The organism is Paenibacillus amylolyticus (assembly GCF_051136285.1).
GTDB classification, from domain to species: Bacteria; Bacillota; Bacilli; order Paenibacillales; family Paenibacillaceae; genus Paenibacillus; species Paenibacillus amylolyticus_F.
In genome coordinates this window covers 1,445,216-1,468,034 of record NZ_CP194938.1, presented here as the reverse complement: position 1 = coordinate 1,468,034, position 22,819 = coordinate 1,445,216, and the positions used below count along the sequence as shown (strand labels likewise).

Sequence of the window (22,819 nt, the reverse complement as noted above, 5' to 3'; positions counted from 1 at the left end):
ATTTTTACGCGGTTTATGCGCCAGATCATTTGTACAATTAAGGGGTTCATATTATAATAGGAATGGTTAAAAATCGCTCTAATACGTATTCAACCAAAGTGGAGGCACATTTATTTTGAGCCAATCAAATCGAAAACGTCATCAGTACCCGCGAGGACCGCTGGCATTGATGAGAGGGGTGTACAAATACACCATTCCGGAAACGCGTAAGGCATTGGATGGATGGCGTGCTCAAGCTGAAACGATTCCAGATGAGGAATTACGTACGCAAGCACTTGCCAGTCTGAGGGATAAGCAATTTCACTGTGAAGGTGGAACCGTCTATGCTTTGGCAGATATGCCTAACAGACACATACTCATTCCTTTGATCGTTTCATATCAAACCATAAGTGATTATTTGGACAATCTGTGTGATCGCAGCACCTCGATGGACGCAGATGATTTTCGTTTGCTCCATCAATCCATGCTTGATGCGGTAGATCCCGAGGCAACACCCGTCAATTATTATGCACTCCGTGAGGAGCAGGATGACGGTGGATACCTGCGGAATCTGGTGACCACATGTCAGGAGTTGACCCGTCAGCTGCCCGGATATGCATCAGCCAAGCCCCAAATACAGGATCTGGCAGGCCTATACACGGACCTGCAGGTATATAAGCACATCAAACCGGAACTGAGAGAAACGGCTTTGCTCGAATGGTGGTCGGAGCATCGCCACCGCACACCTCAGTTTCGCTGGAACGAATTTGCCGCCGCTACTGGCTCTACTCTGGGTGTATTTATGCTGTTCCTCGCTGCAAGCGACGATCAGCTGACCGAAGAGCAGGCGGTTTCAATCCACACTGCCTATTTCCCGCACGTATGCGCATTACACATCATGCTCGATTATTTAATCGATCAGGATGAGGATCGTGCCGGTGGGGATCTCAACTTCTGCAATTATTACGAGAATGTAGAGATGATGCTGGACCGAATTGCTTTTATTGTGGAGATGGCTCGCAGTGATGTGCAGAAGATTCCGGGAAGTTCTTTTCACCGAATGATTATTGAAGGACTGATAGCCATCTACCTGTCTGATCCCAAAGTCAGCGAACAACAGGAAGTTCGCGTTGTGTCCAAACGTCTGATGAAGAATAGTCCGATTACACGCGTGTTTTTCTTCATTTTCAGTCGCTGGATACGAAAGCATATGTAAGTCAGGTGTATTGTTGCGGAGCCTGAAGTGAAACTAGAGGAGGAAAAAACATCATGACAGCAGTAAAGAAAATCGCAGTGCTAACGAGCGGTGGTGATTCACAGGGGATGAACGCGGCTGTTCGTGCGGTTGTTCGCAGCGGACTATTTCACGGATTGGAAGTGTTTGGTGTTCAACGCGGATATCAAGGGCTTTTGAACAATGACATTTTCCCGATGGATCTGCGGAGTGTGGGAGATATTATTCAGCGCGGGGGAACCGTTCTGCAATCTGCACGTTGTAAAGAGTTTTATACTGCTGAAGGGCAGCAAAAAGGGGCAGATATTTTACGTGCACGCGGCATTGACGGTCTCATTGTAATCGGCGGGGACGGTTCATATCATGGCGCGAACAAACTGAGCAAGCTAGGTATTAACACGATGGGCTTGCCAGGTACGATTGATAATGACATCTCATTCACGGATTACACAATCGGATTTGATACATCCGTAAGTGTTGTGGTTGATGCGGTGAACAAATTGCGTGACACGATGTCTTCGCATGAACGTTCTTCCATCGTTGAGGTTATGGGTCGTCACTGCGGAGATATTGCGCTGCACGCCGGACTTGCTTCGGGAGCAGAAACCATCCTGGTGCCAGAAGTACCCTTTGACATGGACGAAGTTGCTGAGCGTATGAAAGCTAACTTTGCACATGGCAAGCGTCACAGTATCATCATTGTGGCTGAAGGTGTAGGTAAAGGCGAAGACGTTGCCAAGGAACTGATGGAACGCTGCCCAACGTATGAGCCGCGTGTTACCGTTCTTGGACACATCCAGCGCGGTGGTACACCAACGCCATTTGACCGCAACCTCGCTAGCCGTCTTGGTGATTTCGCCGTTCGTAGTTTGATTGCGGGCGAGACGGATAAAGGTTGTGGACTTGTCAAAGGTGAGCTCGTTCTGACCGACATCGATAAAGTAGTAAACACCAAAAAAGAGTTCGATATGGAAACGTATGAGCTTGCACAGCGCTTGTCTCAATAATCGATTTCAATAAAAAAAAGAGCACAGCTCCGAATCATGCGGACTGTGCTCTTTTTTTATTTATTTGTTTTTCACACTGTCCTCTACGAATAAAAGTATTAGGATATAAGGGGTTACCTTATGTGCGAAGTGGAGCTTGTTTTTGTACGCGGAAAAGTCTCCATAGAAGTGCAGTGGCCCCCACTGCAAGTCCTGCAATAAGACCAATCCAGTATCCAAATGCTCCAAGCGAAGTGTAAGTTGCTGTAAAATAACCAACCGGCAAACCGATAATCCAATAAGCGACAAAGGTAATCATCAATGCCGGATTGACATCTTTGTACCCTCGTAACGCTCCTTGTGTTGGTGTTGCAATGGCATCCGAGATTTGGAAAAAGATTGCATAGATCAGGAAATGCTGGGTTAGCGTAATGACTTCCTGTTCATTAGAGTAAATTCTTGCAATCGACTCTCCAAAAACCACCAATATGATCGCTGTAATCAAAGAGAGCCCGATTGCTCCCCCGATGCCAAGCAGGCTATACTGTTTGGCATCTTTCAGTCGTCCAGCACCATTTTCGAAACCTACCAGGATGGTGAGCGCCATACAGATGCTCACAGGCAACATATAGAGCGTGGAAGCGAAGTTCAGTGCCGCTTGATGCGCGGCTATGGTGACCGTATCGAATCGGCTCATCAGCAAGGTAACTGCGGCGAAGATGGACGTTTCAAAAAAGGTAGCGAATCCAATTGGAATACCAATAGCCAAAAGTTCCTTCCATTTACTCAGAGAGATCCGTGACCATTGACGGAATATACGATACTGGGCAAAAGGCTCCATGCGATGGGCAAAAAACAGGCTGATCAGGAAAATAAGCCAATAGGTACAAGCCGTGGCTACGCCTGCGCCCACACCGCCCAATTGAGGGAAACCAAAGCGCCCGAAGATGAGCAGATAGTTCAGCACAATATTGACGGGCAAGGAAACCAGTGTGATGAGCATGGTGACACGTGTCTGTCCAAGTGCGTCCATGAAACTGCGCAGCACCGTGTACCCGAACAGAGGCATGATGCCAAAGGCAAGCGCACATAAAAAATAAAATGCTACATTCGCAACATGTGGCTCCAGCGGCATTCCGTTTAGGATGGGACTCAGCAGAAGAGCACCTGCACCAAGTACAATCAAGCTTACAGCGATGCCAAGGTAAAGGGCCTGGATAACGCTATGTCCAATTTGATCGTGTCGCCGCGAGCCTAGCAGATGAGAGACCACAGGTGTTATGCCCATCAGTATCCCGCTAAGTCCCGTTTGTACCGGCATCCAAAGGCTTGTACCTATGGCAACTCCTGCGAGATCGGCGGGGGAGAACTTTCCGGACATATTGGTATCAAAAAACGACATGGCCGATAAGGCGATCTGAGTGGTGAAGATAGGTAAAAATATAATCAGGAACTGTTTGATTTTTTGTGAAAAATTCGATGTATTCATATTCACTTAGAATGCCTCGCGATCCTGTAAAGTTATCATGCTGATGTCACATCAGACAGCTATTTATTGTAGAGGATTTTTAAGGATTTGAATAGTGCATGAAGCAGGAGAAAAGAGTCTTGAGCATCAACATAGTAACTTATTATCAAGATAACCAGAATATTAAAATATAAAAAAACCTCGCTCCCGTTATAAACGGGATGAGGCTCGGAATTATGGAGTTTGTGATCTGATCTTCGGTTACATGGCTCAAACGAAGAAGGGGTTATAAGTGCACGGTATTATTTGTATTGCACGCCGGTCGTGTAGCGATTGGATGCATTCCACAGCAAATATTCATCGACATTCATTTCTTTCATCGCTCTGATCTGATCTTCTACCTGTTTCTTGCCGTACTTCATATAATGTCCGCTGCCCAGCCAACTTGCTGTGAAGTCTTGGATCCATGGACGAATGACCGGTTTGAGTTCTTTTGTGGGATCCAGCTTCTTATGCGTGTCCTTCATAGAACCTCTAATGGTAGTATAAGGGTCTCTGTCAGGGTCCTTCACACCATACCAGCCCGTTGAATAATGACTCGGGTATACCATGGGCGAGATGACGTCCACATTTTCTGATATTTTCACAAAATCCTGACCAATTCCTTCGGCTGCCGGCACCGAGGCTGCATAACCAAAAATATCTACCGAGACTCGAACGCCAAGTGGTGCAAGTTCTTTGCGTGCATATTGCACAAATCCTGCGACAACATCTACGCGGGATTGATCTGTCTGGATGTACTTCAGTTTATCTGCGCGTGTTTCGAAACCTTCAGGAAAACGAACGTAGTCGAACTGAATTTCCTTGAAACCAAGCTTCGCAGCTTCTTTGGCAATTTCAATGTTATAATCCCAGACCTCCTTGCTGTAGGGATTCACGAAACTGTCTCCTTTGCCGTTGGCCCACACAGAGCCGTCTTGATTACGGAAGGAAAGCTCGGGGTTCTTTTTGGCAAGAATGGTGTCTTTGAATACAACGATACGTGCAATGGGATACACCTTATGTTTTTCTAATCGTTTCATCAAGGCATCGATATCCCGAATGAAGGACTTTGCTTCGCCCATTTTGTTCACTGTTTTGTTTTTCGTGGGGTAGGTAATATATCCGAGATCATCTTTGACATCAATGACCATAGCGTTCAGTTCGGTTTGATCTGTCAGTTCCAGCAATTGTGCCATTCGGGCACCACCTGCACTGTATGCGGTGACATAAATGCCTTTGACAATAGGGGCATCGGGTTGAGGGTCTACCTTGGCAGGAGGGCTGTTAGCGTCGATGACGACTTGATCCTTTTGTGATTGAATGATAGCGCTGTTTAAACTGCTGTTAAGTGAGGGTACTGACATATGGTTGCCATGATCCTGCGCTGGGGACGAACCTCCAAAGCTTCCAAATGCCAATGCGAACAAGGCCCACAGTATGTTCATATTTTCCACTCCCTTTATGTACATTCCATAATTGTATTATACAGCAAAGCCTTTGTGCTTTTAACCATATTCATCCTTTTATGAAACATGTGGAAAAATTGAAAACCGCCTCCTGACTGAGGGATACCTCGTCAAGAAGCGGCATAAACGGTCTAAAAATTATTGAATATATACATCATTCTGATGCTCGCAAATACTGTACTGAATGATTTCCATTGCATCTCCCTGTTCCAGGATGCCCAGCCCATCCCGGAGAACAATCAGTGAGTCGAGTTCATTCGGTTTCAAGAAAGGGAGCATTTCAGGGCACCATTTGTTGACAATTTCAAACAGTTTTACCGTTTCCGTATCCACAATCATCACCCTTTCCTACTCGAATTCCAAAATGGTAAGTCATTCGGCGCGAATCGGGAAAGCATATGGCTTTGTGAAAAGTAAAGGTTAGAACCTGCTTACAACATATTTAAGAGCGGTGCACCATTATTATACCACAAACTTATGAATTGTTAACGGGCGTATGTCTAGCTGCGGCGGAATGAGCCCATGACACCTACCGTTTCTACAATGTTAACAAAAGCTTTCGGATCGGTTTCTTTGATAATCCGTTTGATCTCAACCAATTCGTAACGGGTCGTCACTGTCATTAACATATCCTTTTCAATGTCCGTGTATGCCCCTTGCGTTTTAATTTTTGTAACTCCGCGCGGTCTGCTCAGCAGTTTTTTTAACATTGCTTCGGTTTCGTTCGTGATGATGTACAACGTTACTTTGATATGACTGATATGAATGAGATCCAGCACTTTACCGGTAACATAGATCGACACCATGGAGGCAAGAGCGCTATTCCAGTTATTGTTCAGGTAACCGGCTAGTAGAATGATAGCTCCGTTCATACCTGCCATGACGGTTCCGATTGGGAAATCACGATTTCTTGTGAATATAGAGCCTACAATATCCAGACCTCCTGTAGATCCGCCAACTCGGAAGGAAACCCCTGTGCCGAGTCCAACAAGCACTCCGCCAAACACACAGCTTAATAGTGGATCGGAGGAGACAGCAGAAACAGGCAGCAGTCCAATGAACCAGGAGGTGGCTGCTACCGACACAATGCTCAATATAATGAAACGTCGTCCAAGAATAAACCAACCTGCTATGAGCAGGGGAATGTTAAGAACAAAATACATTATACTAAGATTCAGATTCGTAAAATAACCTAAAAGCATGGAAATACCGGATACTCCACCGCTGAGAAGCTGATGGGGTACCAGAAACCAGTTGAAGCCGCAAGCAATCGCCGCAGCACCCAAAATGATCACTAAAGAGTGCCAAATTATTTTGGGCAATTTAATCACCTCATTTTTATTTAAAACCAGATTGCTGGTAATCTTGAATAGTTTTATGATATAATGATTTGTGGATATTCTTGAGTAGGAAACTTTTCCCAAATCGATAGCTAAAATTTGAAATGTTTCAAACCCATGATTGTAGTTTTAGTCTTATCTTGGGGACCCATTCATGGAATTATGTTCGTTCATGAAAATAATTCGTCCCGTTGGGATACCCTATAAATATTAACGCTACTTAAGAATACAGACAACAAAGTGGATTGTCCACCATGTCCACCATATAAAAGGAGTATGAATAATTTTGACAAATTTAAATTTCACAGATTTCAATCTTGAACCACTGGTGCTGCAAGCCATCACTGAGCTCGGGTTTGAAGAAGCAACGCCGATTCAATCCAAAGCGATTCCTTTGGCACTCGAAGGCAGAGACTTGATTGGTCAAGCTCAAACAGGTACGGGTAAAACAGCTGCATTCGGTATTCCGTTGATCAGCAAAATCTCCAAAACGGATGATAAAATCCGCGCCCTCATTATGGCACCTACACGTGAACTTGCGATCCAAGTCGCTGAAGAGATCGAAAAACTTACTCGTTTCAAAGGTCTGCGCTCCCTGCCAATCTACGGCGGACAAGATATCGTACGTCAGATTCGTGCATTGAAAAGAAAACCACAGATTATCATCGGTACACCGGGACGTCTCCTTGACCACATCAACCGCAAAACAATCAAACTTGATGATGTACAAACTGTTGTATTGGACGAAGCAGATGAAATGCTTGATATGGGATTCATGGAGGATATCCAATCCATCCTGAAACAAGTTCCAGACGAGCGTCAAACGATGCTGTTCTCAGCAACAATGCCTCCTAACATTCAAAAATTGGCACAACAATTCTTGAACAATCCTGAGCACATTTCTGTGATTCCGAAACATGTTAGTGCACCGTTGATTGACCAATCCTATATTGAAGTACCTGAGCGTCAAAAATTCGAAGCGTTGAGCCGTTTGCTGGATATGGAATCTCCAGAACTAGCTATCGTATTCGGACGTACAAAACGTCGTGTTGACGAATTGGCTGAAGCTTTGCAAAAACGTGGATATTCGGCTGACGGTCTTCATGGTGACTTGTCTCAAAACCAACGTGATACAGTAATGCGTAAGTTCCGTGATGGCAGCATTGATGTGCTCGTTGCTACAGACGTAGCCGCTCGTGGTCTCGATGTATCCGGCGTAACACATGTAGTTAACTTTGACCTTCCGCAAGACCCTGAAAGCTATGTTCACCGTATTGGCCGTACAGGTCGTGCGGGTAAAGAGGGTGCAGCATGGTCCTTCGTAACACCGCGTGAGATCGATCACCTGCACTTCATCGAGCGTGTAACACGTCACCGTATTCCGCGTAAACCGTTGCCAACAATGGCAGAAGCAGTTGAAGGAAAACAACGTGTAACGGCTGAACGTCTTCTTGAGATTGTTCAATCCGGTGAGCTCAATGAATACAAAGGTATTGCTATTCAAATGCTGGAGCAGTACGATTCCGTACAATTGCTGTCCGCAGCTTTGAAACTCCTGACAGGTGATAAAAAAGATGCTCAGGTGGATCTGACTCCTGAAGATCCGATCCGTGCAAAACGTCGCAGACCGGATGTACGTTCGGGCGGACGTAAACCATCAGGTTACAGCGGTAACCGTAGCAGCAGCGGAAGCAGCAGCGGCGGCGGTTACAACCGTGATCGTAACAGCAGTGGTGGTGGACGTGGCGGTTATAATCGTGACCGTAACACTGGTGGAAGTGGAAGCAGCGGCGGAAGCGGAAGCTACAACCGCGATCGCAAACCGCGTCCAAGCAACAACGAAGGACGTCGTCCTGCTAGAGACAACTCTTTCGAATAAGTGTAATATTAATGAGGATGGGGCAGGATGCTGCTCCATCCTTTTTACTTTGTAAATGTTCGTAAAATTTCCATTTTTTAGAGTTGTGAGGTTGGATTAGGGGGATCTTCTTTCGGGAAGTGCTGGCTTTTCCTATATATAATAAGGTATATTAATATTAGAATTCAGGTTACACGCAAGGTGCGGAGGAGGAGAAATGTTTGGAATTTAAAGGAGCTATGGGCGGGCTTTACCGGCTGACAGAATGGATTACGAGACTGGCCGCAAGCAATCTTTTGTGGGCGATCTGTTCGTCACCGTTTTTGTTTTTCATGGTTATGAAACTGCTCGTGATGCAGCAGAATCTCGCTAACGAATCATTGCAAATGAACTGGGCTATTGCCATTGTGGCACCGCTTACACTATTTCCTGCGACATCCGCGTTGTTTACGGTTGTTCGTAAATGGAATATGGGGGATACGGATGTACCGATCTTCCGTACATTCTTCACAGGTTACAAGGAAAACTACAAACAAAGTTTAATCGGGGGTATTTTCTACACACTGCTGTTCGCTATTATGTATCTGGACTATACGGTATATATGACGCAGTTCCGTAATATGCAGCTTGTCGGAATTATTATGCTCGTGCTGTTGTTACTGTTGTTTGTGTCTCTGTTTAACTTCTTCTCGATGGTTGTTCACTACCACATGTCGATTGGGCTGATTATCAAAAATGCAGTTCTGCTAACGCTGATTCGACCTTTCCGTGTGTTCTCCACATTGCTGGGTAGTGGGTTACTGTTCTATTTCGGATTGCGTTATCCGGTGCTGTTTATCTTTTTCATTATGAGTATTGTAGCTTGGTTTGCGTTCTTTAACTTCTATGCGACCTACAACAAGATGCAGGAACAGATGCAAAAGCTTCAATTGAAGAAAGAGGAAGAAGAGGCAGCTGCGCTGGCTGAAAAACCAGCTGAACAGGATGATCCGCAACCTTCCGAGCCTACAGACCCGAAAGACTTTACACAGCAAAAATAAAACATGAATGTATGGCATTTACTTTTTACTCAGTTAGGGATATAATAATTGTACATCCTGCGATGTACGTTTCGGTTATTCGTTGTTTTGAACCAATGATGATGTCTTCGGGAGATTAACACAGAATGTTGCTGAAAAGCCCTGTCTATACGACATGGGGACTTCAAATGCATTTTTGCAGTCACCCACCTGCCAAGCAGGTTCATAAGACAATGTAGCCGGACGGCATAGGCGGGTTTCTAAATTTTTATGATGTACAGCACCCTGACTTTTCCTTTTGCGAGGAAGTTGGGGTGTTTTTATGTTGGTTTATTGTTTGATCTGAATGATGCATTGAATCTGGGGGAGCATTGTCCGTGTATTTTTGTTAAATATGACGCTTACCCTTTTGTTACTACTTGAACAATGTTACACTAGAATACATAACTGGAACGGTTACACTCAAAGGAGGAAGGGTCTTGACCTTAAAGAGAACGCTCGTCGGTATCATCCGAAGTATGGAGGGGACCAGCGATCGAGCCAAGGATCCCAAATTAAAAACACGGTATTACAATTTATCCAAAGAAAAAGCCTGGGAAGAGGTATCTTCGACACTTAAGAAAATTCCGGGTTATAAAGTATTACATGAAGTACATTCAGTGGGTGAGATTATACTGGAGAAACGTACGACGTTTGGACGCACGATGGATATTACGGTTTCCATTATTTCGGTAAGCCCTGTCCGGAGTGCGGTGGATATGTACTCTGCTTCTCGCGGTTCAATGGGGGATCTTGGTTCAAACTATCGTACGATTATGCACTTGTTCTCTGTACTGGATAAAAAGCTGAGTAAGTATAAGGCGAACGAGTGAAATAAATGATGAGATAACAAAAAGCGAGAGAAGGCTGGCCTTCCTCGCTTTTATTCTGCACATATGAAACCTGTTTTACAGCAAGGCTTTTACTGCAGCAATAGCTTGCTCGAAGTTAGGGGAGTCTGTCATTTCAGGCAGGTACTCCACATATGTAATTTTGTCTTCGGCATCCAGGACGAAAATAGAGCGCATATCAAGTTGGAATTCTTTGATCAGAACGCCAAAGTTCTCGCCGAAAGAGCGTGATTTGTAATCGGAAAGAGTAACCACGCGGTCAACTCCAGCTGCACCGCACCAACGTTCCTGTGCGAATGGAAGGTCAACGCTGATAGTCAATACAACAACGTTCTCTCCGAGATCAGCAGCTTCAACATTGAAGCGGCGAGTCTGCGCATCACATACGCCGGTATCCAGAGAAGGAACAACGCTGATCAATTTGATCTTGCCTGTGAAATCTTTCAGAGATGCATCTTCAATCAAGTTTTTGCTCACAGTGAAGTCAGGTGCCTGGTCGCCCACTTTCAATTCGGGTCCGATCAATGTGATAGGGTTGCCTTTAAATGTGGCTGCGCCTTTACGTTCTTGTGTCATAAATAATGTTCCTCCTTATAAATTGGTGATCCGTGCCAAAATCCATTATAATCTTTTATGAAAGACATTGTCCAATCTGGGCATGTATCCTTAGGGTGGATTTAAAAGATAGGTCTGATTTTAACAGGGTGGAGTGAACGTAAAAATCTATGATATTTATTCGTTATGAAAATTGGAAAGATTATTTGAAGTACTTTCCTTTGACATCGATTCTTTTAATTGCAAATGTCGTTATGTTTATCGTGTTAACGTTTAATGGCGGATCAACGAACAATATGGTATTGCTCAAGTTTGGCGCACTGACGAATTATGAATTGTTTGCTCAGGATTGGTGGCGTTATGTGACTTCGATCTTTTTACATGCGGGTTTCGGTCACCTTTTATTTAACAGTTTTGCACTGATTGTGTTTGCACCACCGATGGAACGTTTGCTCGGATCATTGAGATACGGTGTGTTGTATCTTGGAGGAGGCGTGGTGGGGAATATTCTTGCTGTTGCGTGGTACAATTCGGTCGGCGAAATTACCATTTCGGTAGGGGCTTCTGGTGCAATCTATGCTGTCTATGGGGCATTTCTCTATGTGGCATTGTTCCAGCGTAACATTATGGATGAAACCTCACGCAAAACGATGTATACGTTGCTGTTGTTCGGGATTATTTTCTCCTTTGCGATGTCAGGGATCAATTGGATGGCGCATTTAGGTGGTTTGCTCGGCGGATTCTTTATTTATGGTTTGATTATTCGTTTGTGGAAACCTCGTATTTTTAAGAAGTAGTCGGAACGTTCTCAAGATGGAATGTGATCAAAGATATAGTAGGGTAAAACAGATTGGAGCGATCAGGCAAGTGGAATTAAGACAGTTGCATTATTTTCTAAAAGTGGCACAGAAGGAACATGTTACACAGGCGGCTGAAGAGCTGCATGTGGCACAGTCCGCAGTCAGTAGGCAGATTCATCAGCTTGAGGAAGAGCTTGGTGTTGATCTTTTTATGCAAAAAGGACGGAATCTGCAGTTGACTGCGGTAGGGCAGCTTTTTTGCAAACGAGTAGAAGGTATCTTGAAGGATCTCGACAAAGCCGTTGGTGAGGTGCATGAGTTTCTTGACCCGGAACACGGGGAGATTCGGATTGGTTTTCCGCATAGCCTTGGAATTCATCTGATTCCTTCTGTAGTAGCGGCTTTTCGTCAGAAGTACCCGAATGTGAAATTCAGATTTAAGCAGGGTATGTATCCGACATTGATAAGGGATGTGTTATCAGCAGAAGTGGACTTGGCGTTTATTTCACCATTTCCGGAAAAACATGACCAGGTTTCTGGAGATATTGTGCTGACCGAGGAGTTACATGCGATTTTGCCGCCCAATCATCCGTTTGCAGGAGAAGAGACCATTGCGCTGGAGCAGCTGAAGGATGAGAAGTTTGTGTTGTTCAGCAAAGGGTATTCCTTACGGCCGATTGTATGGCATGCCTGTCTGGAAGCTGGATTCACACCGAAAATAGCCTTTGAAGGTGAGGAAACGGATACGATTCGCGGTTTGGTAGCTGCGGGTATGGGTGTCAGTCTCCTTCCCGAGATGGCATTATTTCAGACGAACCCCCTGCAACCTGCGCATGTGGCGATCTCTCATCCGAAGGTAACCAGAACGATAGGATTGATTCATCGTGCAGATGATAAGCTGCCACTGGTTGCTCAATCTTTTCGCTCGTTTTTGCTTCATTATTTCGGTTTACAGCAAAACAATACCCCATCCGAATAACGGTGGGGTATTGTTTTTGTTTATTTCACTGAATTGGATAGCTGTGGTAATTAGTCGCGGCTGTTAAAGATCCCGATGTAACGAATCAGTTCAAGCAGGGAGATCAAAGCAGCGGCAACATAAGTCAAAGCAGCGGCGTTCAACACTTTGGCTACGCCTTTTTCTTCTTCATTGCGGATATAACCTTCAGATACCATGATCTCACGTGCTCGATTGCTGGCATTAAACTCGACCGGCAATGTGATCAATTGGAAGGCGACGGTAACGGAGAAGAAGATAATACCGATTCCAACCAGGTTCATGGCATTAAAGAGGAAACCTGCGATCAATAGGAATGGTGCAAGTCCGGATGCGAAGTTTACAATCGGGAAAATCCGGTGACGTAATGCCAACATAGGGTAACTTTCTTTATGTTGAATGGCATGACCTACTTCGTGACAGGCAACGGATAAGGCCGAGATGGACTTTTCGTAATACACAGGTTCTGACAAACGTACAACCCGGTTAATCGGATCGTAGTGGTCGGAGAGTGCGCCGCGAACGGGTTCAATCGGTACATCGTGCAGGCCGTTGGCGTCAAGCATGTGACGGGCTGCATCATAACCAGTCATTCCGTTCTGGTTGGGTACTTCTGACCAGCGTCTAAAGGTGCCTTTAACGCGAAATTGCGCCCATAATGAGAGCAAAAAGGCGATGATAATCAATACGAACATACCGTTATTAAAACTCATATCCATTCCTCCGCTTTCTTAATAAGCTACATCATGGTGTGCTCAAGCAAGATTTTCAATGCTTCCATTGTACCGGCGCTTTTGGTGAGTAGTCCTGCCATCATCTTGCGAGCTTGTACAGGTTTCATCTCTCCAAGCAGTGGTTTTAGTTCATTGACCTCTCGCTCAAGCTGTTGCACATGAAGTTCAAGTGTTGTTAGTTTGCTTGCTACTTGTTCTTCTGTACTGACCAGACGCCACTTTTCAAGAGAATGCTTGATCTCTTCGAGACTATACTTCTCTTGTTTCATCTGTACAATACGTTCGAGTCTGGTTAAGGTTTCATGACTATAGAGACGATAATTTTTTTGTGTGCGCTCTTCAGGAGCGATTAACCCGAGCTTTGTGTAATAGTCGATTGTCCGTTCACTTACACCAGCCGTTTTGGCGAGTTCGCCAATTCGAAAAAGTTTCATATCCCCAATGATATTCACCTCGCTTGCAAGTTCAAAATGTAGGGAAATGTAGTTTCCACAAGCGCTTCAATTGAATACGCCCAATTCTTCTTACTAATAAGTATGATACATGAATATGAACCGTACAGTCAAACGTTATGCTTTGATCGATAGCTTGCTTCATTCCTATATCTATGTACTTAAGTGCAAGAAAAAGACGTAAGACTTTATTCCCATAAAATATTTTTGAAATTGATGAAAATACTCTTGTCAACTTTCCTCACTTCTGCTTATAATGGCATTAAGAGTTTCACGATATGTAAACAAACATAACATATGAGGGAGTGGGGTACATGAGAAAGAAATGGTTAGTTTCAATGTTAGTAATGCTTACTTTGTTGGCATTTCCGATGAGTGCATTCGCAGCAGCTGCAGAGGGTCCAACGAATATCGAACTTCAAAGTGGTCTGAACTCGGCATTTACGTTTTTGGCTGTAGTGCTAGTGTTCTTTATGCAAGGGGGATTTGCACTCCTTGAAGCAGGCTCGACACGAATGAAAAATGCAGGACATATTGCGGGTAAGACAATCCTGACATTGGGCATTTCAGTTATTGCATTCTGGGGACTTGGCTTTGGCCTCGGGTTTGGTAACGGTAACGGATTCTTTGGAACAACTGGTTTCTTCATGAGTGGAGACAACATGGCAGCTTCCTTTGAATCACTGGCTTTCTCGGATGTTCCATTAACGATTAAATTTGTATTCCACCTTGCGTTTGCTGCTGTCTCCCTGGCGATTGCCTGCGGTGGTATGGCAGAACGTGCAAAGATGAGTGTATATATCGTATTTGGTACACTGTATACCATTATTATGTATCCGGTTGTTGCTCACTGGGTATGGGGCGGCGGCTGGCTTGCAGAGCTGGGTATGCAAGATTTCGCGGGTTCAACAGTCGTTCACTTGACTGGTGCAACTGCGGCGCTGGTAGCTACTATTTTGCTAAAACCACGTATCGGTAAATACAATAAAGATGGAAAACCTAACATCATTCCAGGTCATAATCAAGTATATTCCGTACTCGGGGTCATTATCCTCTGGATCGGTTGGTTCGGTTTTAACCCGGGTAGTACGTTGTCCGCGATGGGTGAAGGATTCTTCGGTTATGTGGCATTGACTACAAACGTAGCTGCAGCTGCCGGTGGTGTTGCTGCACTGTTGATCTCCTGGGCAGTTCTAGGGAAATCAGATATTCCTAGCATGTTAAACGGTGTGCTTGCGGCACTCGTAGCTATCACAGGTGCTTGTGCTTTCGTAGAACCTTGGGCAGCTCTGGTAATCGGTGCGCTTGCAGGCATCATTACATTCTTCACAGCTCAATACTTCGAGCGCAAAGGTATTGATGATCCAATCTATGCCTTCTCCGTACACGGTATCGCTGGTATGTGGGGTGCAATCTCCACAGGGCTGTTCGCTACACCTGAACTTGCTGAGAAAGTGGGCGTAGGTCAAGCAGGTCTGTTCTATGGCGGTGGGTTCCACCAACTAGGCGTACAGTTATTAGGTCTTGTCGGTGCATTTGCCTTCGTACTCGTGATGTCCTTCATCATTCTCGGTGGTATGAAAGCTTTGATGGGTATCCGCGTTACTGAAGAAGAAGAAACCATGGGTCTCGATCTGAGTGAACACGGTACGTATGGATATCCTGAGCAAATGAAACATGCAGAATCTAAACCGGGCGGTACGTTCAGCTCCTGAGGTAGATGATGATTGAAATTGCTTCAAGGAGGCTGGATATGATGGAACCCATCTCAACAACGAATCTTTCCTGGTCTTATCAAGGGATCGATGGTGCGGTTTCTGCAGATGAACTACGCCAGGCACGCGTCATTTTACAGAGAGAGCTCCAGAAATCACTGTCCGCTTCCTTGTCGCTGGTAGAATGGTACGAGACGGTAAATGAACTGCATGACCGCATTGCACGGAAAGCAGTAGAGTTATGCATTCAGGGGATGGTAGAGGAGGGCTTAGGCCAGCCTCCCGTCCCCTATGCCTTTATCGTATTCGGGAGCTCCGGCAGGGAAGAAGCGACATTATGGAGTGATCAGGATAATGGCATGATTATCAGCGATGCTCCGCATGCAGGAAAAGAAGAGTATTTTACGGAACTGGGAATACGTATTGCCAATCTATTGGAACAGTTGGGTTATGCCAAATGTGAGGGTAAGGTGATGTGCTCGGAGCCACTATGGCGTAAAACGCTGGAATCCTGGAAGGAGCAGCTCTTCGAATGGAGTTCTGACCTGAACTGGGAGCCTATCCGCAACCTGATTATTGCTTCTGATATGCGTTTTGTTGCGGGTGAGGTTAGTCTGGCAGATGCTTGGCTTGCGAGTTTTTACGAACAGTTTCGCCGAGTGCCTGAACTCTCGGACGCCGTGCTGCGTAATACAGTGAAGCATAAGGCGACGTTAAATATTCTGGGCCGTGTGGTTACAGAGCGATTTGGTGAACACGCAGGCGGTTTCGACGTCAAATACGGTGTGTATATTCCGCTGGTCAACAGTGCCAGATTTTTGGCTTTGCAGCATGGGATACAGGAATCATCGACGTTTAAACGTATGGAGAGACTCACTTTACTTGAAGCGGTGCCGTTTCCGTTGATGGATGCTTGCCAGCGTGCTTTTGCCGCGGCTTTGAAGCTGCGCCGAAGTACACCTGTTGTTATTCAGGGGGAACTGCAGCAGAGTAGCGGTTTTCTGGATGAAAAGCAGATGAAACAAAAGCAAATCCATTATGATCTGAGAGAGACACTGGGGCTCGTTAAGCGAGTGCATCGTGCTTTGCAAAGACAGTTGCGATTTGAAGAAAGGAGACGTCTATGAGAGAGCCGGCAAGGGGCAGTACAGGATTTTGGAATTCGCTGCGTCAGGGAGGGGTTCCTTCCGCCATCGCTTCCATTATGGGAGCCCCTACGGCGCAACATATGGCGTTCATCCGTTCCATGATGAGGGATCAGCGCAGGCCTGAAGTTTTGCACACACCGCTAAATGAACTGGATGCAGTTGTGTTTGATCTGGAAACAACAGGGTTTTCTCCCCAGCATGGAGACGAAATTCTTTCCTTTGGTGCAGTGCGCATTCGAGGCGGTGTTGTACTGGAAGAAGAACAGTTCTATACGGTGGTACAGTCAAAAACGGCAGTGCCAAAGCATATTACCGAACTTACCGGCATTACGCAACAGATGACGGAAGAGGCTCCTACGTTGCTGAAGGGACTGCATGATTTCATGTCCTTTGTTGGCGGGAACGTATTGGTTGCTCATGCGAGTGCGCATGACCGGGCTTTCCTCAATGCGGCGTTGTGGCGAACCTCTAAGGTTAGACTGACCCATCGTTTAATTGATACGATGATGCTCGCCCGCTGGCTTGAACCTACAAGAGAGGGATATGGACTGGATGAATTGCTTGAATCCAGGGGCATTCCCATCTATGGGCGGCACCATGCGCTTGAGGATGCCAGAATGACAGCACAGTTATGGTCTTGTTATCTGGAGGATATGAAACGTGAAAACATTGAGACATTAGGTGATCTCTACACCCGGTTAAGTCATGCATAGTGCCAACGGTACTAGGCTATAGGTAGGTGGAATAGGCGATGGTTCACTTCGTCGCTGTTCTTCATCCGCTATAATCTGATACGAGTTCAGAAGCATGGGTGATGCCATTTCTCTTGAAGCTGGAGTCGAAAGATCAGGTGCACCGATCAGATAGGCTTGTAACATTCCTGCGAAGTGCGGAAGGGATTGTAGATCCTCTTGCGAAGGAATGGGCCATGTGTACGGGTGAGAGTGAAAGATGCCAACGATGGTACATTCGGAGTAAAAACATTGAATCCATTCCGTTTGATCCAGTGAAAAGTGATGCAGCGGGTCAGGCGCTACGTTACGAATGGGCTGAAACCGACTGATTCGTATGCCGCCCGCTGCGGATTCACCCAGCACAACCCCGCAGGCTTCCTGCGGCAGCGAAAGATGCATGTGCCTGGACATTTCCTGTTCCACCGAGCGGGGAAGGATTAAGGTATTTTGCTGCCCGTGAAGTGCTGCCATTTGTATTCACCCCTCTCTCTTTGGCTCCTGCTTTATGCAGGAGTCCTTTTTTATTTTATTTTGTTCTAACCGGATTGTAAAATTTTAAGGGAAAAGGGTACAATATGATAAAGAATTGATTTAACAGCATTTGAGACACTTTGATTGAACAAGAGGGTGGCGAGGGATGAAACGTAACATATACATATTGCTTGGTGTTGTCCTGCTTGTTGGCATAGCCTTGGCTCAAAATACAGACAGTGGCATAGCTGCTGTTTTTAAGCAGGATCAGCCTATGCCTACAGAGACAGGACCGAAGGCAGGTTTGCTGGCACCACCATTCTCTCTGACAGGGCTGGATGGCAAAACATACAGTGTGGGCGGGGCGAAAGAAAAAGCAACCTTTGTTAGCTTCTGGGCGTCCTGGTGTGATCCGTGTAAACAAGAAGCACCGGAATTAAACCATTTCGCGGAAAAATACAAGGATAAGCTGGATCTATATGGTGTGAATGTCACTTCATACGATAAACTGAAGGATGCGAAAGCTTTTGCGGACGAGTATAAGCTTTCATTCCCGATTCCGCTGGATGAAAAAGGAACGGTATATGCCCAATATAACGGCGTTGCATTTCCGACCAATGTGTTGATTGATTCCCGCGGCGTGATTCAGGAGATCATTCTTGGTATATTACCGGAAAAAGAGCTGGAGAAAAAAATAAAAAAGTTGATTGCAAACTAGGGTTTGTCTGCTCACATGTTTTGCATCTAAAGAAGCTTCTGCTACCATCATGAATGGTTGCAGAAGCTTCTTTTATTTTCCGGGAAATATAAAATGGGCTTGAGCTTTAGTGATTAATTAGCCCAGGGGTTGGAATCGAAAGTGAATCCGGCTCATTGAGAATTTTTTCCTGAAGCAGAGCATATCTGAAGCTATGCACAAGCGCTTCCCAGCTAGCTTCGATGACGTTCTCGGATACACCAACCGTGTTCCAGGTATTCTCTGTATTTTTGGATTCGATCAATACACGAACTTTGGCCGCGGTGGCATCCTTCTCATCCAATACACGAACTTTGTAGTCAGACAAGTGCATATGGGCAAGAGAAGGGAAGTACTGTACAAGTGCTTTCCGAAGTGCGTTATCTAGCGCGTTGACTGGACCGTTGCCTTCTGCTGCGGTGTACACACTTGTTCCTGCGACATTCAGTTTGACAAAAGCTTCGGATACAACGGATTTACCGGCCGTTTTCTCCACAAGCATTTTGAACGATTCGAATGTGAACAGTTCTTTCATATCTCCGTTGGCTTCACGAATTAATAATTCCAGTGAAGCATCAGCACCTTCAAATTGGTAACCTTGATGTTCCAAATCCTTAATTTTTTCAATGATCTGGCGTGAGTTCGCACTGCTTGGGTCAAACTCCAAACCGAGTTCCTGCGCTTTGGACACGATATTGCTCTGTCCGGCCAGTTCAGAGACAAGCACGCGCTGCTTGTTACCCACCAGTTCAGGCACGATATGCTCGTATGTCCGGGAATCCCGCAAGATGGCAGATACGTGGATACCGCCTTTGTGAGCAAATGCAGCATTACCAACATAAGGTTGATTAATGGGCATATTCACATTCGCGATCTCGCTGATGTAACGGGCAACATTAGTGAGCTGTCTCATGGAATCTTCTGATACACACTCGTAACCCAGTTTCAACTGCAAGTTCGGGATAATAGAAGCGAGATTAGCGTTACCACATCGCTCACCATATCCGTTCATTGTACCTTGAACCTGGCGGGCACCGGCTTGTACAGCGCTAAGGGTATTAGCGACAGCCAGTTCACAGTCATTATGGGTATGAATGCCAAGATGTGCATGAGGCAGTGTCCGATGCAGGTTGGATACGATCTCATGAACTTCGTGTGGCATCGTTCCACCGTTGGTATCACACATCACTAGCCAGTCCGCACCGGCTTCATGAGCTTTGGTCAAGACGGCTTGTGCATACTCGGGGTTGTTTTTGAATCCGTCGAAAAAGTGCTCGGCATCAAAAATCACTTCCATTCCGCTTTGCTTCAAATATGCGATTGAATCGTAGATCATGGACAGATTTTCTTCCAGAGTTGTCTGCAAGGCGGTATGCACATGGAAGTCCCATGATTTTCCGACCAGCGTCGCTGCTTGTGCCCCGGATTCAATCATACGCTTCAAGTTGGCATCTTCGCTGGCAATGCTGCCTTTGCGGCGTGTGCTTCCGAATGCAACGACTTTGGCGTTCAGTTTCAGTTCCTTGACTCTTTTGAAAAACTCAATGTCCTTGGTGTTGCTGCCTGGAATCCCGCCTTCAATATAATGAGCACCGAGGTCATCCAGCTTTTTGGCAATTTTGAGTTTGTCATCTGCCGATAAGCTGACACCCTCTCCTTGTGTGCCGTCACGTAAAGTCGTATCGAAGATGGAGATGGCCTTTGACATGAAGATCCTCCTTTTAGGTAAAGCGCTTTTTATAAGTTTTGGTCGTGTGGTTGAAAAGCAGGTAAAAATGTTAAGGGATAAATCCTTCGATGTAGCAACGCTACACTGTGTTAAACTAGTTTGATAGATTTGTCCCAAACGTGTGAATTTGTATAATTAATTATTATAGCATCATTATAGCCAAATGCTACATAGAATTCGCAGGTTAACGTAAACATTTGCCGATTTAATTCTGAAAAAGCGTCTGGGGATATTAAACAGACATCTATGTTATAATTTGGTTTAATGGAAGAGAGGGGATAACGGTGACTATAGTATGGGAGAATGTAATAATTACAGTAATTCCTCTGATTATTATCGGTCTGGTTGTCTGGGCTGTAATCAAAAACAATAAAACTATATAAGTTGAACAAATCATTTACACGTTAACGGAGAGGGACAGAAAAAACCTGGAAAAGCGAAGCGTTCGCCTAAAAGCTTTCTGAAAGAAAGCTACATCGGAAGCATAAGCTTATCAACGGATTTTCTCCTTTGGAAAAGGGAATCAAAAAATCTGGGGATAACAGCGATTGGAAGGTTATTCTGTCATCGGAGTGAGCCGTGTAAAATCTTTAGTTCAACTTATATAGATGAAAATAAAGTGAACTCCCGGGCTGGGAGGATAGAAAGGATGGGGGGCGTGAAGTCTTCAGACAGCAATCCTCCAATCGATGTAAGTGAGTATTATCCAGCAGCAGGCAGAGTGATTCTTCATGTGGACATGAATGCCTTCTATTGTTCTGTACATGAAGCAGAAGAGCCGGAGTTATATAGTGGAAAGGCAACTGCCGTTGCGGGAAGTAGTGAATTGCGCAAGGGTGTAATTGTTACTTGTTCATACACAGCCCGAGGCAGAGGGATCTCCACTGGCATGGTTGTACATCAAGCGATGAAAAAATGTCCTGATCTGATAGTAATTCGTCCTGACTTTCACCTGTATCGTCAATACTCCAGAGCTTTTATGAAGATTGCATATAGTTATACCCCGCTGCTGGAAGCGACTTCGATTGATGAGTGTTATCTGGATATTACGGGTTCCAAACAATTCGGTACACCTGTCGAAATTGCTGAACAGATTCAGAATAGAATCAGGGATGAGCTTGGTCTGCCTTGTTCCATCGGTATTGCGCCGAACAAACTGCTCGCCAAAATGGCTTCTGATCTTAAAAAGCCAAACGGTATATCGATTTTGCGGATGAGGGACGTGCCGCGCATTTTATGGAACAGACCGTGTAACGAGATGTTTGGCATCGGTAAAAAGACAGCTGAGAAACTTAAAAAGCTGGGGATTGATACGATAGGTCAACTGGCTAAATCCGATGAAAAAATGCTGACAGACCTGTTTGGGGTGAATGGAACATGGCTCAAAAATTCGGCAAATGGTATTCATCATTCTCCGGTCGTTGCTGAACGGGAAGCTAACAAATCGATTGGACACACGACGACACTGCCAGCCGACGTCTCTGAAATAAGTGATATTCAGCGGGTATTTCTAAACATCAGTGATCAGGTCGCCCGAAGATTACGCAAACATGAAATGTTTAGTCAAGGCATTCAGATCACCATTCGTACCCCTGATATGAAAACGATCACGAGGTCACGCATGATTGATATCCCTACAGAGGACGCAGCAGTCATTTACCGAGAGGCTTGCCAGCTCTTTGCAAAACATTGGGGAAGCGGAAAGCCTGTCCGAATGCTTGGCATCACGCTGCAGAATTTGATTCCGCGGGAGGAATCCGCTGTGCAGATGGATTTGTTCGAATATGAGCAGAAGCCAAAAAAGGAAAGTTTAATTCGTATTATGGATCAGTTACGGGATAAGTTTGGTGAGAATGCAGTTGTTACTGCAGGTATGTTGGGTGATGATCCTTCCACATTGCTTCGCAACCATAAGGTAAGGGGAACATCACTGCAAAAAGATAACTTGCAAAGTCTGGACTAAATAGGGATAATATAAAGTTGTGTTTGTTACAAATTGATTTGTAATTATTCTAACTTTGGTTTAATATGTTTTTAGATAAAAACACGGTTCGTGGTGAATCCTAGGAGGAGAGATTGTATAATGAGTAAATATACTTGGGTTGAAAAAGATACATGCATCGCATGTGGCGCTTGCGGAGCAACAGCTCCAGATATCTATGATTATGATGATGAAGGTTTGGCAGAAGTTATTTTTGATGGTGATGCCAACCATGGAATCAAGGCTATTCCTGAAGATTTGTTCGATGATATGCAGGATGCATGCGATGGCTGCCCTACAGATTCCATTAAAGTAGCAGACGAGCCTTTTAATAAAGAAGGTTAATTTTTTTTCTTCATATTGTACATCAAGGCACATGTTTTGTCCCAGTGACAGAAGGTGTGCTTTTTTGTATGTTTACATGGTTAGTACCAAGTACTGAAGTCCTATGCACATTTTGCCTCTGGCTGCCGATATATAACTCT

The 22,819-nt window shown here is 45.1% G+C and carries 22 protein-coding genes and 1 other RNA gene; 14 read left to right on the top strand and 9 right to left on the bottom strand.

What is annotated here, in order from left to right; translation table 11 throughout:
- Window positions 1-115: 115 nt before the first annotated feature.
- Both ACR8BL_RS06530 and pfkA read left to right on the top strand, forming a co-directional pair.
- Complete coding sequence (locus ACR8BL_RS06530; protein ID WP_434751852.1) at window positions 116-1,195, top strand: tetraprenyl-beta-curcumene synthase family protein; 1,080 nt, start codon at window positions 116-118, stop codon at window positions 1,193-1,195.
- Between the two features lie 53 nt (window positions 1,196-1,248).
- Complete coding sequence (pfkA, locus tag ACR8BL_RS06525; RefSeq protein WP_434751851.1) at window positions 1,249-2,220, top strand: 6-phosphofructokinase; 972 nt, start codon at window positions 1,249-1,251, stop codon at window positions 2,218-2,220.
- A 118-nt stretch (window positions 2,221-2,338) separates the two neighbouring features.
- On the opposite strand, the gene ACR8BL_RS06520 is transcribed toward pfkA, so the two are convergent.
- The 4 genes from ACR8BL_RS06520 to ACR8BL_RS06505 all read right to left on the bottom strand — a co-directional run bounded on the left by ACR8BL_RS06520 (window position 2,339) and on the right by ACR8BL_RS06505 (window position 6,497).
- Entirely contained in the window at window positions 2,339-3,688 is a 1,350-nt protein-coding gene (locus ACR8BL_RS06520; RefSeq protein WP_434751850.1) for an MATE family efflux transporter, read from the bottom strand.
- Between the two features lie 281 nt (window positions 3,689-3,969).
- Window positions 3,970-5,154 (bottom strand): putative glycoside hydrolase, encoded by a 1,185-nt coding sequence (locus ACR8BL_RS06515; protein ID WP_434751849.1) that lies wholly within the window; start codon window positions 5,152-5,154, stop codon window positions 3,970-3,972.
- Window positions 5,155-5,313: 159 nt separating this feature from the next.
- On the bottom strand, window positions 5,314-5,514 hold the full coding sequence (locus tag ACR8BL_RS06510) for a hypothetical protein (RefSeq protein WP_434751848.1): 201 nt from the start codon (window positions 5,512-5,514) through the stop codon (window positions 5,314-5,316).
- Window positions 5,515-5,675: 161 nt separating this feature from the next.
- Window positions 5,676-6,497 (bottom strand): YitT family protein, encoded by an 822-nt coding sequence (locus tag ACR8BL_RS06505; RefSeq protein WP_434751847.1) that lies wholly within the window; start codon window positions 6,495-6,497, stop codon window positions 5,676-5,678.
- 304 nt (window positions 6,498-6,801) lie between these two features.
- Between ACR8BL_RS06505 and ACR8BL_RS06500 the strand changes: the two genes are divergently transcribed.
- From ACR8BL_RS06500 to ACR8BL_RS06485, 4 genes are all read left to right on the top strand, one after another.
- Window positions 6,802-8,394, top strand: a complete 1,593-nt coding sequence (locus ACR8BL_RS06500) for a DEAD/DEAH box helicase (RefSeq protein ID WP_434751846.1) — start codon at window positions 6,802-6,804, stop codon at window positions 8,392-8,394.
- Between the two features lie 200 nt (window positions 8,395-8,594).
- Entirely contained in the window at window positions 8,595-9,413 is an 819-nt protein-coding gene (locus tag ACR8BL_RS06495; RefSeq protein WP_434751845.1) for a YesL family protein, read from the top strand.
- Between the two features lie 51 nt (window positions 9,414-9,464).
- Window positions 9,465-9,655: non-coding RNA, 6S RNA (gene ssrS, locus ACR8BL_RS06490), on the top strand.
- Between the two features lie 216 nt (window positions 9,656-9,871).
- The gene (locus ACR8BL_RS06485; protein ID WP_434751844.1) at window positions 9,872-10,264 is read left to right on the top strand and encodes a DUF1499 domain-containing protein; all 393 of its coding nucleotides are present in this window, start codon (window positions 9,872-9,874) and stop codon (window positions 10,262-10,264) included.
- A gap of 75 nt (window positions 10,265-10,339) precedes the next feature.
- On the opposite strand, the gene tpx is transcribed toward ACR8BL_RS06485, so the two are convergent.
- Window positions 10,340-10,858: a thiol peroxidase gene (gene tpx, locus ACR8BL_RS06480; protein ID WP_434751843.1), complete on the bottom strand. Its 519-nt coding sequence runs from the start codon at window positions 10,856-10,858 to the stop codon at window positions 10,340-10,342.
- Window positions 10,859-11,007: 149 nt separating this feature from the next.
- Here tpx and ACR8BL_RS06475 point away from each other — a divergent pair, with 149 nt between their 5' ends.
- Both ACR8BL_RS06475 and ACR8BL_RS06470 read left to right on the top strand, forming a co-directional pair.
- Window positions 11,008-11,634, top strand: coding sequence for a rhomboid family intramembrane serine protease (locus ACR8BL_RS06475; RefSeq protein WP_434751842.1), 627 nt, complete (start codon window positions 11,008-11,010; stop codon window positions 11,632-11,634).
- A 70-nt stretch (window positions 11,635-11,704) separates the two neighbouring features.
- Window positions 11,705-12,616: a LysR family transcriptional regulator gene (locus ACR8BL_RS06470; RefSeq protein WP_434751841.1), complete on the top strand. Its 912-nt coding sequence runs from the start codon at window positions 11,705-11,707 to the stop codon at window positions 12,614-12,616.
- A 50-nt stretch (window positions 12,617-12,666) separates the two neighbouring features.
- Here ACR8BL_RS06470 and ACR8BL_RS06465 read toward each other — a convergent pair whose 3' ends face one another.
- Both ACR8BL_RS06465 and ACR8BL_RS06460 read right to left on the bottom strand, forming a co-directional pair.
- On the bottom strand, window positions 12,667-13,347 hold the full coding sequence (locus ACR8BL_RS06465; protein WP_434751840.1) for a zinc metallopeptidase: 681 nt from the start codon (window positions 13,345-13,347) through the stop codon (window positions 12,667-12,669).
- 26 nt (window positions 13,348-13,373) lie between these two features.
- Window positions 13,374-13,802, bottom strand: a complete 429-nt coding sequence (locus tag ACR8BL_RS06460; RefSeq protein ID WP_434751839.1) for a MerR family transcriptional regulator — start codon at window positions 13,800-13,802, stop codon at window positions 13,374-13,376.
- A gap of 332 nt (window positions 13,803-14,134) precedes the next feature.
- Here ACR8BL_RS06460 and ACR8BL_RS06455 point away from each other — a divergent pair, with 332 nt between their 5' ends.
- Genes ACR8BL_RS06455 through ACR8BL_RS06445 form a run of 3 tightly spaced genes read left to right on the top strand, consistent with a single transcriptional unit; the run spans window position 14,135 to window position 17,396 of the window.
- Window positions 14,135-15,535, top strand: coding sequence for an ammonium transporter (locus ACR8BL_RS06455; protein ID WP_434751838.1), 1,401 nt, complete (start codon window positions 14,135-14,137; stop codon window positions 15,533-15,535).
- A gap of 41 nt (window positions 15,536-15,576) precedes the next feature.
- Window positions 15,577-16,662, top strand: a complete 1,086-nt coding sequence (locus tag ACR8BL_RS06450; protein WP_434753036.1) for a DUF294 nucleotidyltransferase-like domain-containing protein — start codon at window positions 15,577-15,579, stop codon at window positions 16,660-16,662.
- Window positions 16,659-17,396, top strand: coding sequence for an exonuclease domain-containing protein (locus ACR8BL_RS06445; RefSeq protein ID WP_434751837.1), 738 nt, complete (start codon window positions 16,659-16,661; stop codon window positions 17,394-17,396). The genes ACR8BL_RS06450 and ACR8BL_RS06445 overlap by 4 nt, the downstream gene beginning before the upstream one ends.
- On the opposite strand, the gene ACR8BL_RS06440 is transcribed toward ACR8BL_RS06445, so the two are convergent.
- Window positions 17,382-17,888 carry a Mov34/MPN/PAD-1 family protein gene (locus tag ACR8BL_RS06440; protein WP_434751836.1) on the bottom strand — a complete coding sequence of 169 codons (507 nt, stop codon included), beginning with the start codon at window positions 17,886-17,888 and terminating at the stop codon, window positions 17,382-17,384. The two genes, ACR8BL_RS06445 and ACR8BL_RS06440, sit on opposite strands and share 15 nt — an antisense overlap.
- Before the next feature lie 166 nt (window positions 17,889-18,054).
- Here ACR8BL_RS06440 and ACR8BL_RS06435 point away from each other — a divergent pair, with 166 nt between their 5' ends.
- Entirely contained in the window at window positions 18,055-18,606 is a 552-nt protein-coding gene (locus ACR8BL_RS06435; RefSeq protein ID WP_434751835.1) for a TlpA disulfide reductase family protein, read from the top strand.
- A 106-nt stretch (window positions 18,607-18,712) separates the two neighbouring features.
- Here ACR8BL_RS06435 and cimA read toward each other — a convergent pair whose 3' ends face one another.
- Entirely contained in the window at window positions 18,713-20,332 is a 1,620-nt protein-coding gene (cimA, locus tag ACR8BL_RS06430) for a citramalate synthase (RefSeq protein ID WP_434751834.1), read from the bottom strand.
- Between the two features lie 670 nt (window positions 20,333-21,002).
- Between cimA and ACR8BL_RS06425 the strand changes: the two genes are divergently transcribed.
- Both ACR8BL_RS06425 and ACR8BL_RS06420 read left to right on the top strand, forming a co-directional pair.
- On the top strand, window positions 21,003-22,316 hold the full coding sequence (locus ACR8BL_RS06425) for a DNA polymerase IV (RefSeq protein ID WP_434751833.1): 1,314 nt from the start codon (window positions 21,003-21,005) through the stop codon (window positions 22,314-22,316).
- 120 nt (window positions 22,317-22,436) lie between these two features.
- Complete coding sequence (locus ACR8BL_RS06420) at window positions 22,437-22,679, top strand: ferredoxin (protein WP_421897132.1); 243 nt, start codon at window positions 22,437-22,439, stop codon at window positions 22,677-22,679.
- Window positions 22,680-22,819 lie beyond the last annotated feature (140 nt).

What these genes read in the sequence shown, in the direction of transcription:
- ACR8BL_RS06425 (WP_434751833.1), top strand. Translation starts at nt 21,003, where the DNA reads ATGGGGGGCGTGAAGTCTTCAGACAGCAATCCTCCAATCGATGTAAGT.
- ACR8BL_RS06465 (WP_434751840.1), bottom strand. Translation starts at nt 13,347, where the DNA reads ATGAGTTTTAATAACGGTATGTTCGTATTGATTATCATCGCCTTTTTG.
- cimA (WP_434751834.1), bottom strand. Translation starts at nt 20,332, where the DNA reads ATGTCAAAGGCCATCTCCATCTTCGATACGACTTTACGTGACGGCACA.
- pfkA (WP_434751851.1), top strand. Translation starts at nt 1,249, where the DNA reads ATGACAGCAGTAAAGAAAATCGCAGTGCTAACGAGCGGTGGTGATTCA.
- ACR8BL_RS06515 (WP_434751849.1), bottom strand. Translation starts at nt 5,154, where the DNA reads ATGAACATACTGTGGGCCTTGTTCGCATTGGCATTTGGAAGCTTTGGA.
- ACR8BL_RS06520 (WP_434751850.1), bottom strand. Translation starts at nt 3,688, where the DNA reads ATGAATACATCGAATTTTTCACAAAAAATCAAACAGTTCCTGATTATA.
- ACR8BL_RS06445 (WP_434751837.1), top strand. Translation starts at nt 16,659, where the DNA reads ATGAGAGAGCCGGCAAGGGGCAGTACAGGATTTTGGAATTCGCTGCGT.
- ACR8BL_RS06420 (WP_421897132.1), top strand. Translation starts at nt 22,437, where the DNA reads ATGAGTAAATATACTTGGGTTGAAAAAGATACATGCATCGCATGTGGC.
- ACR8BL_RS06435 (WP_434751835.1), top strand. Translation starts at nt 18,055, where the DNA reads ATGAAACGTAACATATACATATTGCTTGGTGTTGTCCTGCTTGTTGGC.
- ACR8BL_RS06475 (WP_434751842.1), top strand. Translation starts at nt 11,008, where the DNA reads ATGATATTTATTCGTTATGAAAATTGGAAAGATTATTTGAAGTACTTT.
- ACR8BL_RS06510 (WP_434751848.1), bottom strand. Translation starts at nt 5,514, where the DNA reads ATGATTGTGGATACGGAAACGGTAAAACTGTTTGAAATTGTCAACAAA.
- ACR8BL_RS06440 (WP_434751836.1), bottom strand. Translation starts at nt 17,888, where the DNA reads ATGGCAGCACTTCACGGGCAGCAAAATACCTTAATCCTTCCCCGCTCG.
- tpx (WP_434751843.1), bottom strand. Translation starts at nt 10,858, where the DNA reads ATGACACAAGAACGTAAAGGCGCAGCCACATTTAAAGGCAACCCTATC.
- ACR8BL_RS06460 (WP_434751839.1), bottom strand. Translation starts at nt 13,802, where the DNA reads ATGAAACTTTTTCGAATTGGCGAACTCGCCAAAACGGCTGGTGTAAGT.
- ACR8BL_RS06455 (WP_434751838.1), top strand. Translation starts at nt 14,135, where the DNA reads ATGAGAAAGAAATGGTTAGTTTCAATGTTAGTAATGCTTACTTTGTTG.
- ACR8BL_RS06450 (WP_434753036.1), top strand. Translation starts at nt 15,577, where the DNA reads ATGGAACCCATCTCAACAACGAATCTTTCCTGGTCTTATCAAGGGATC.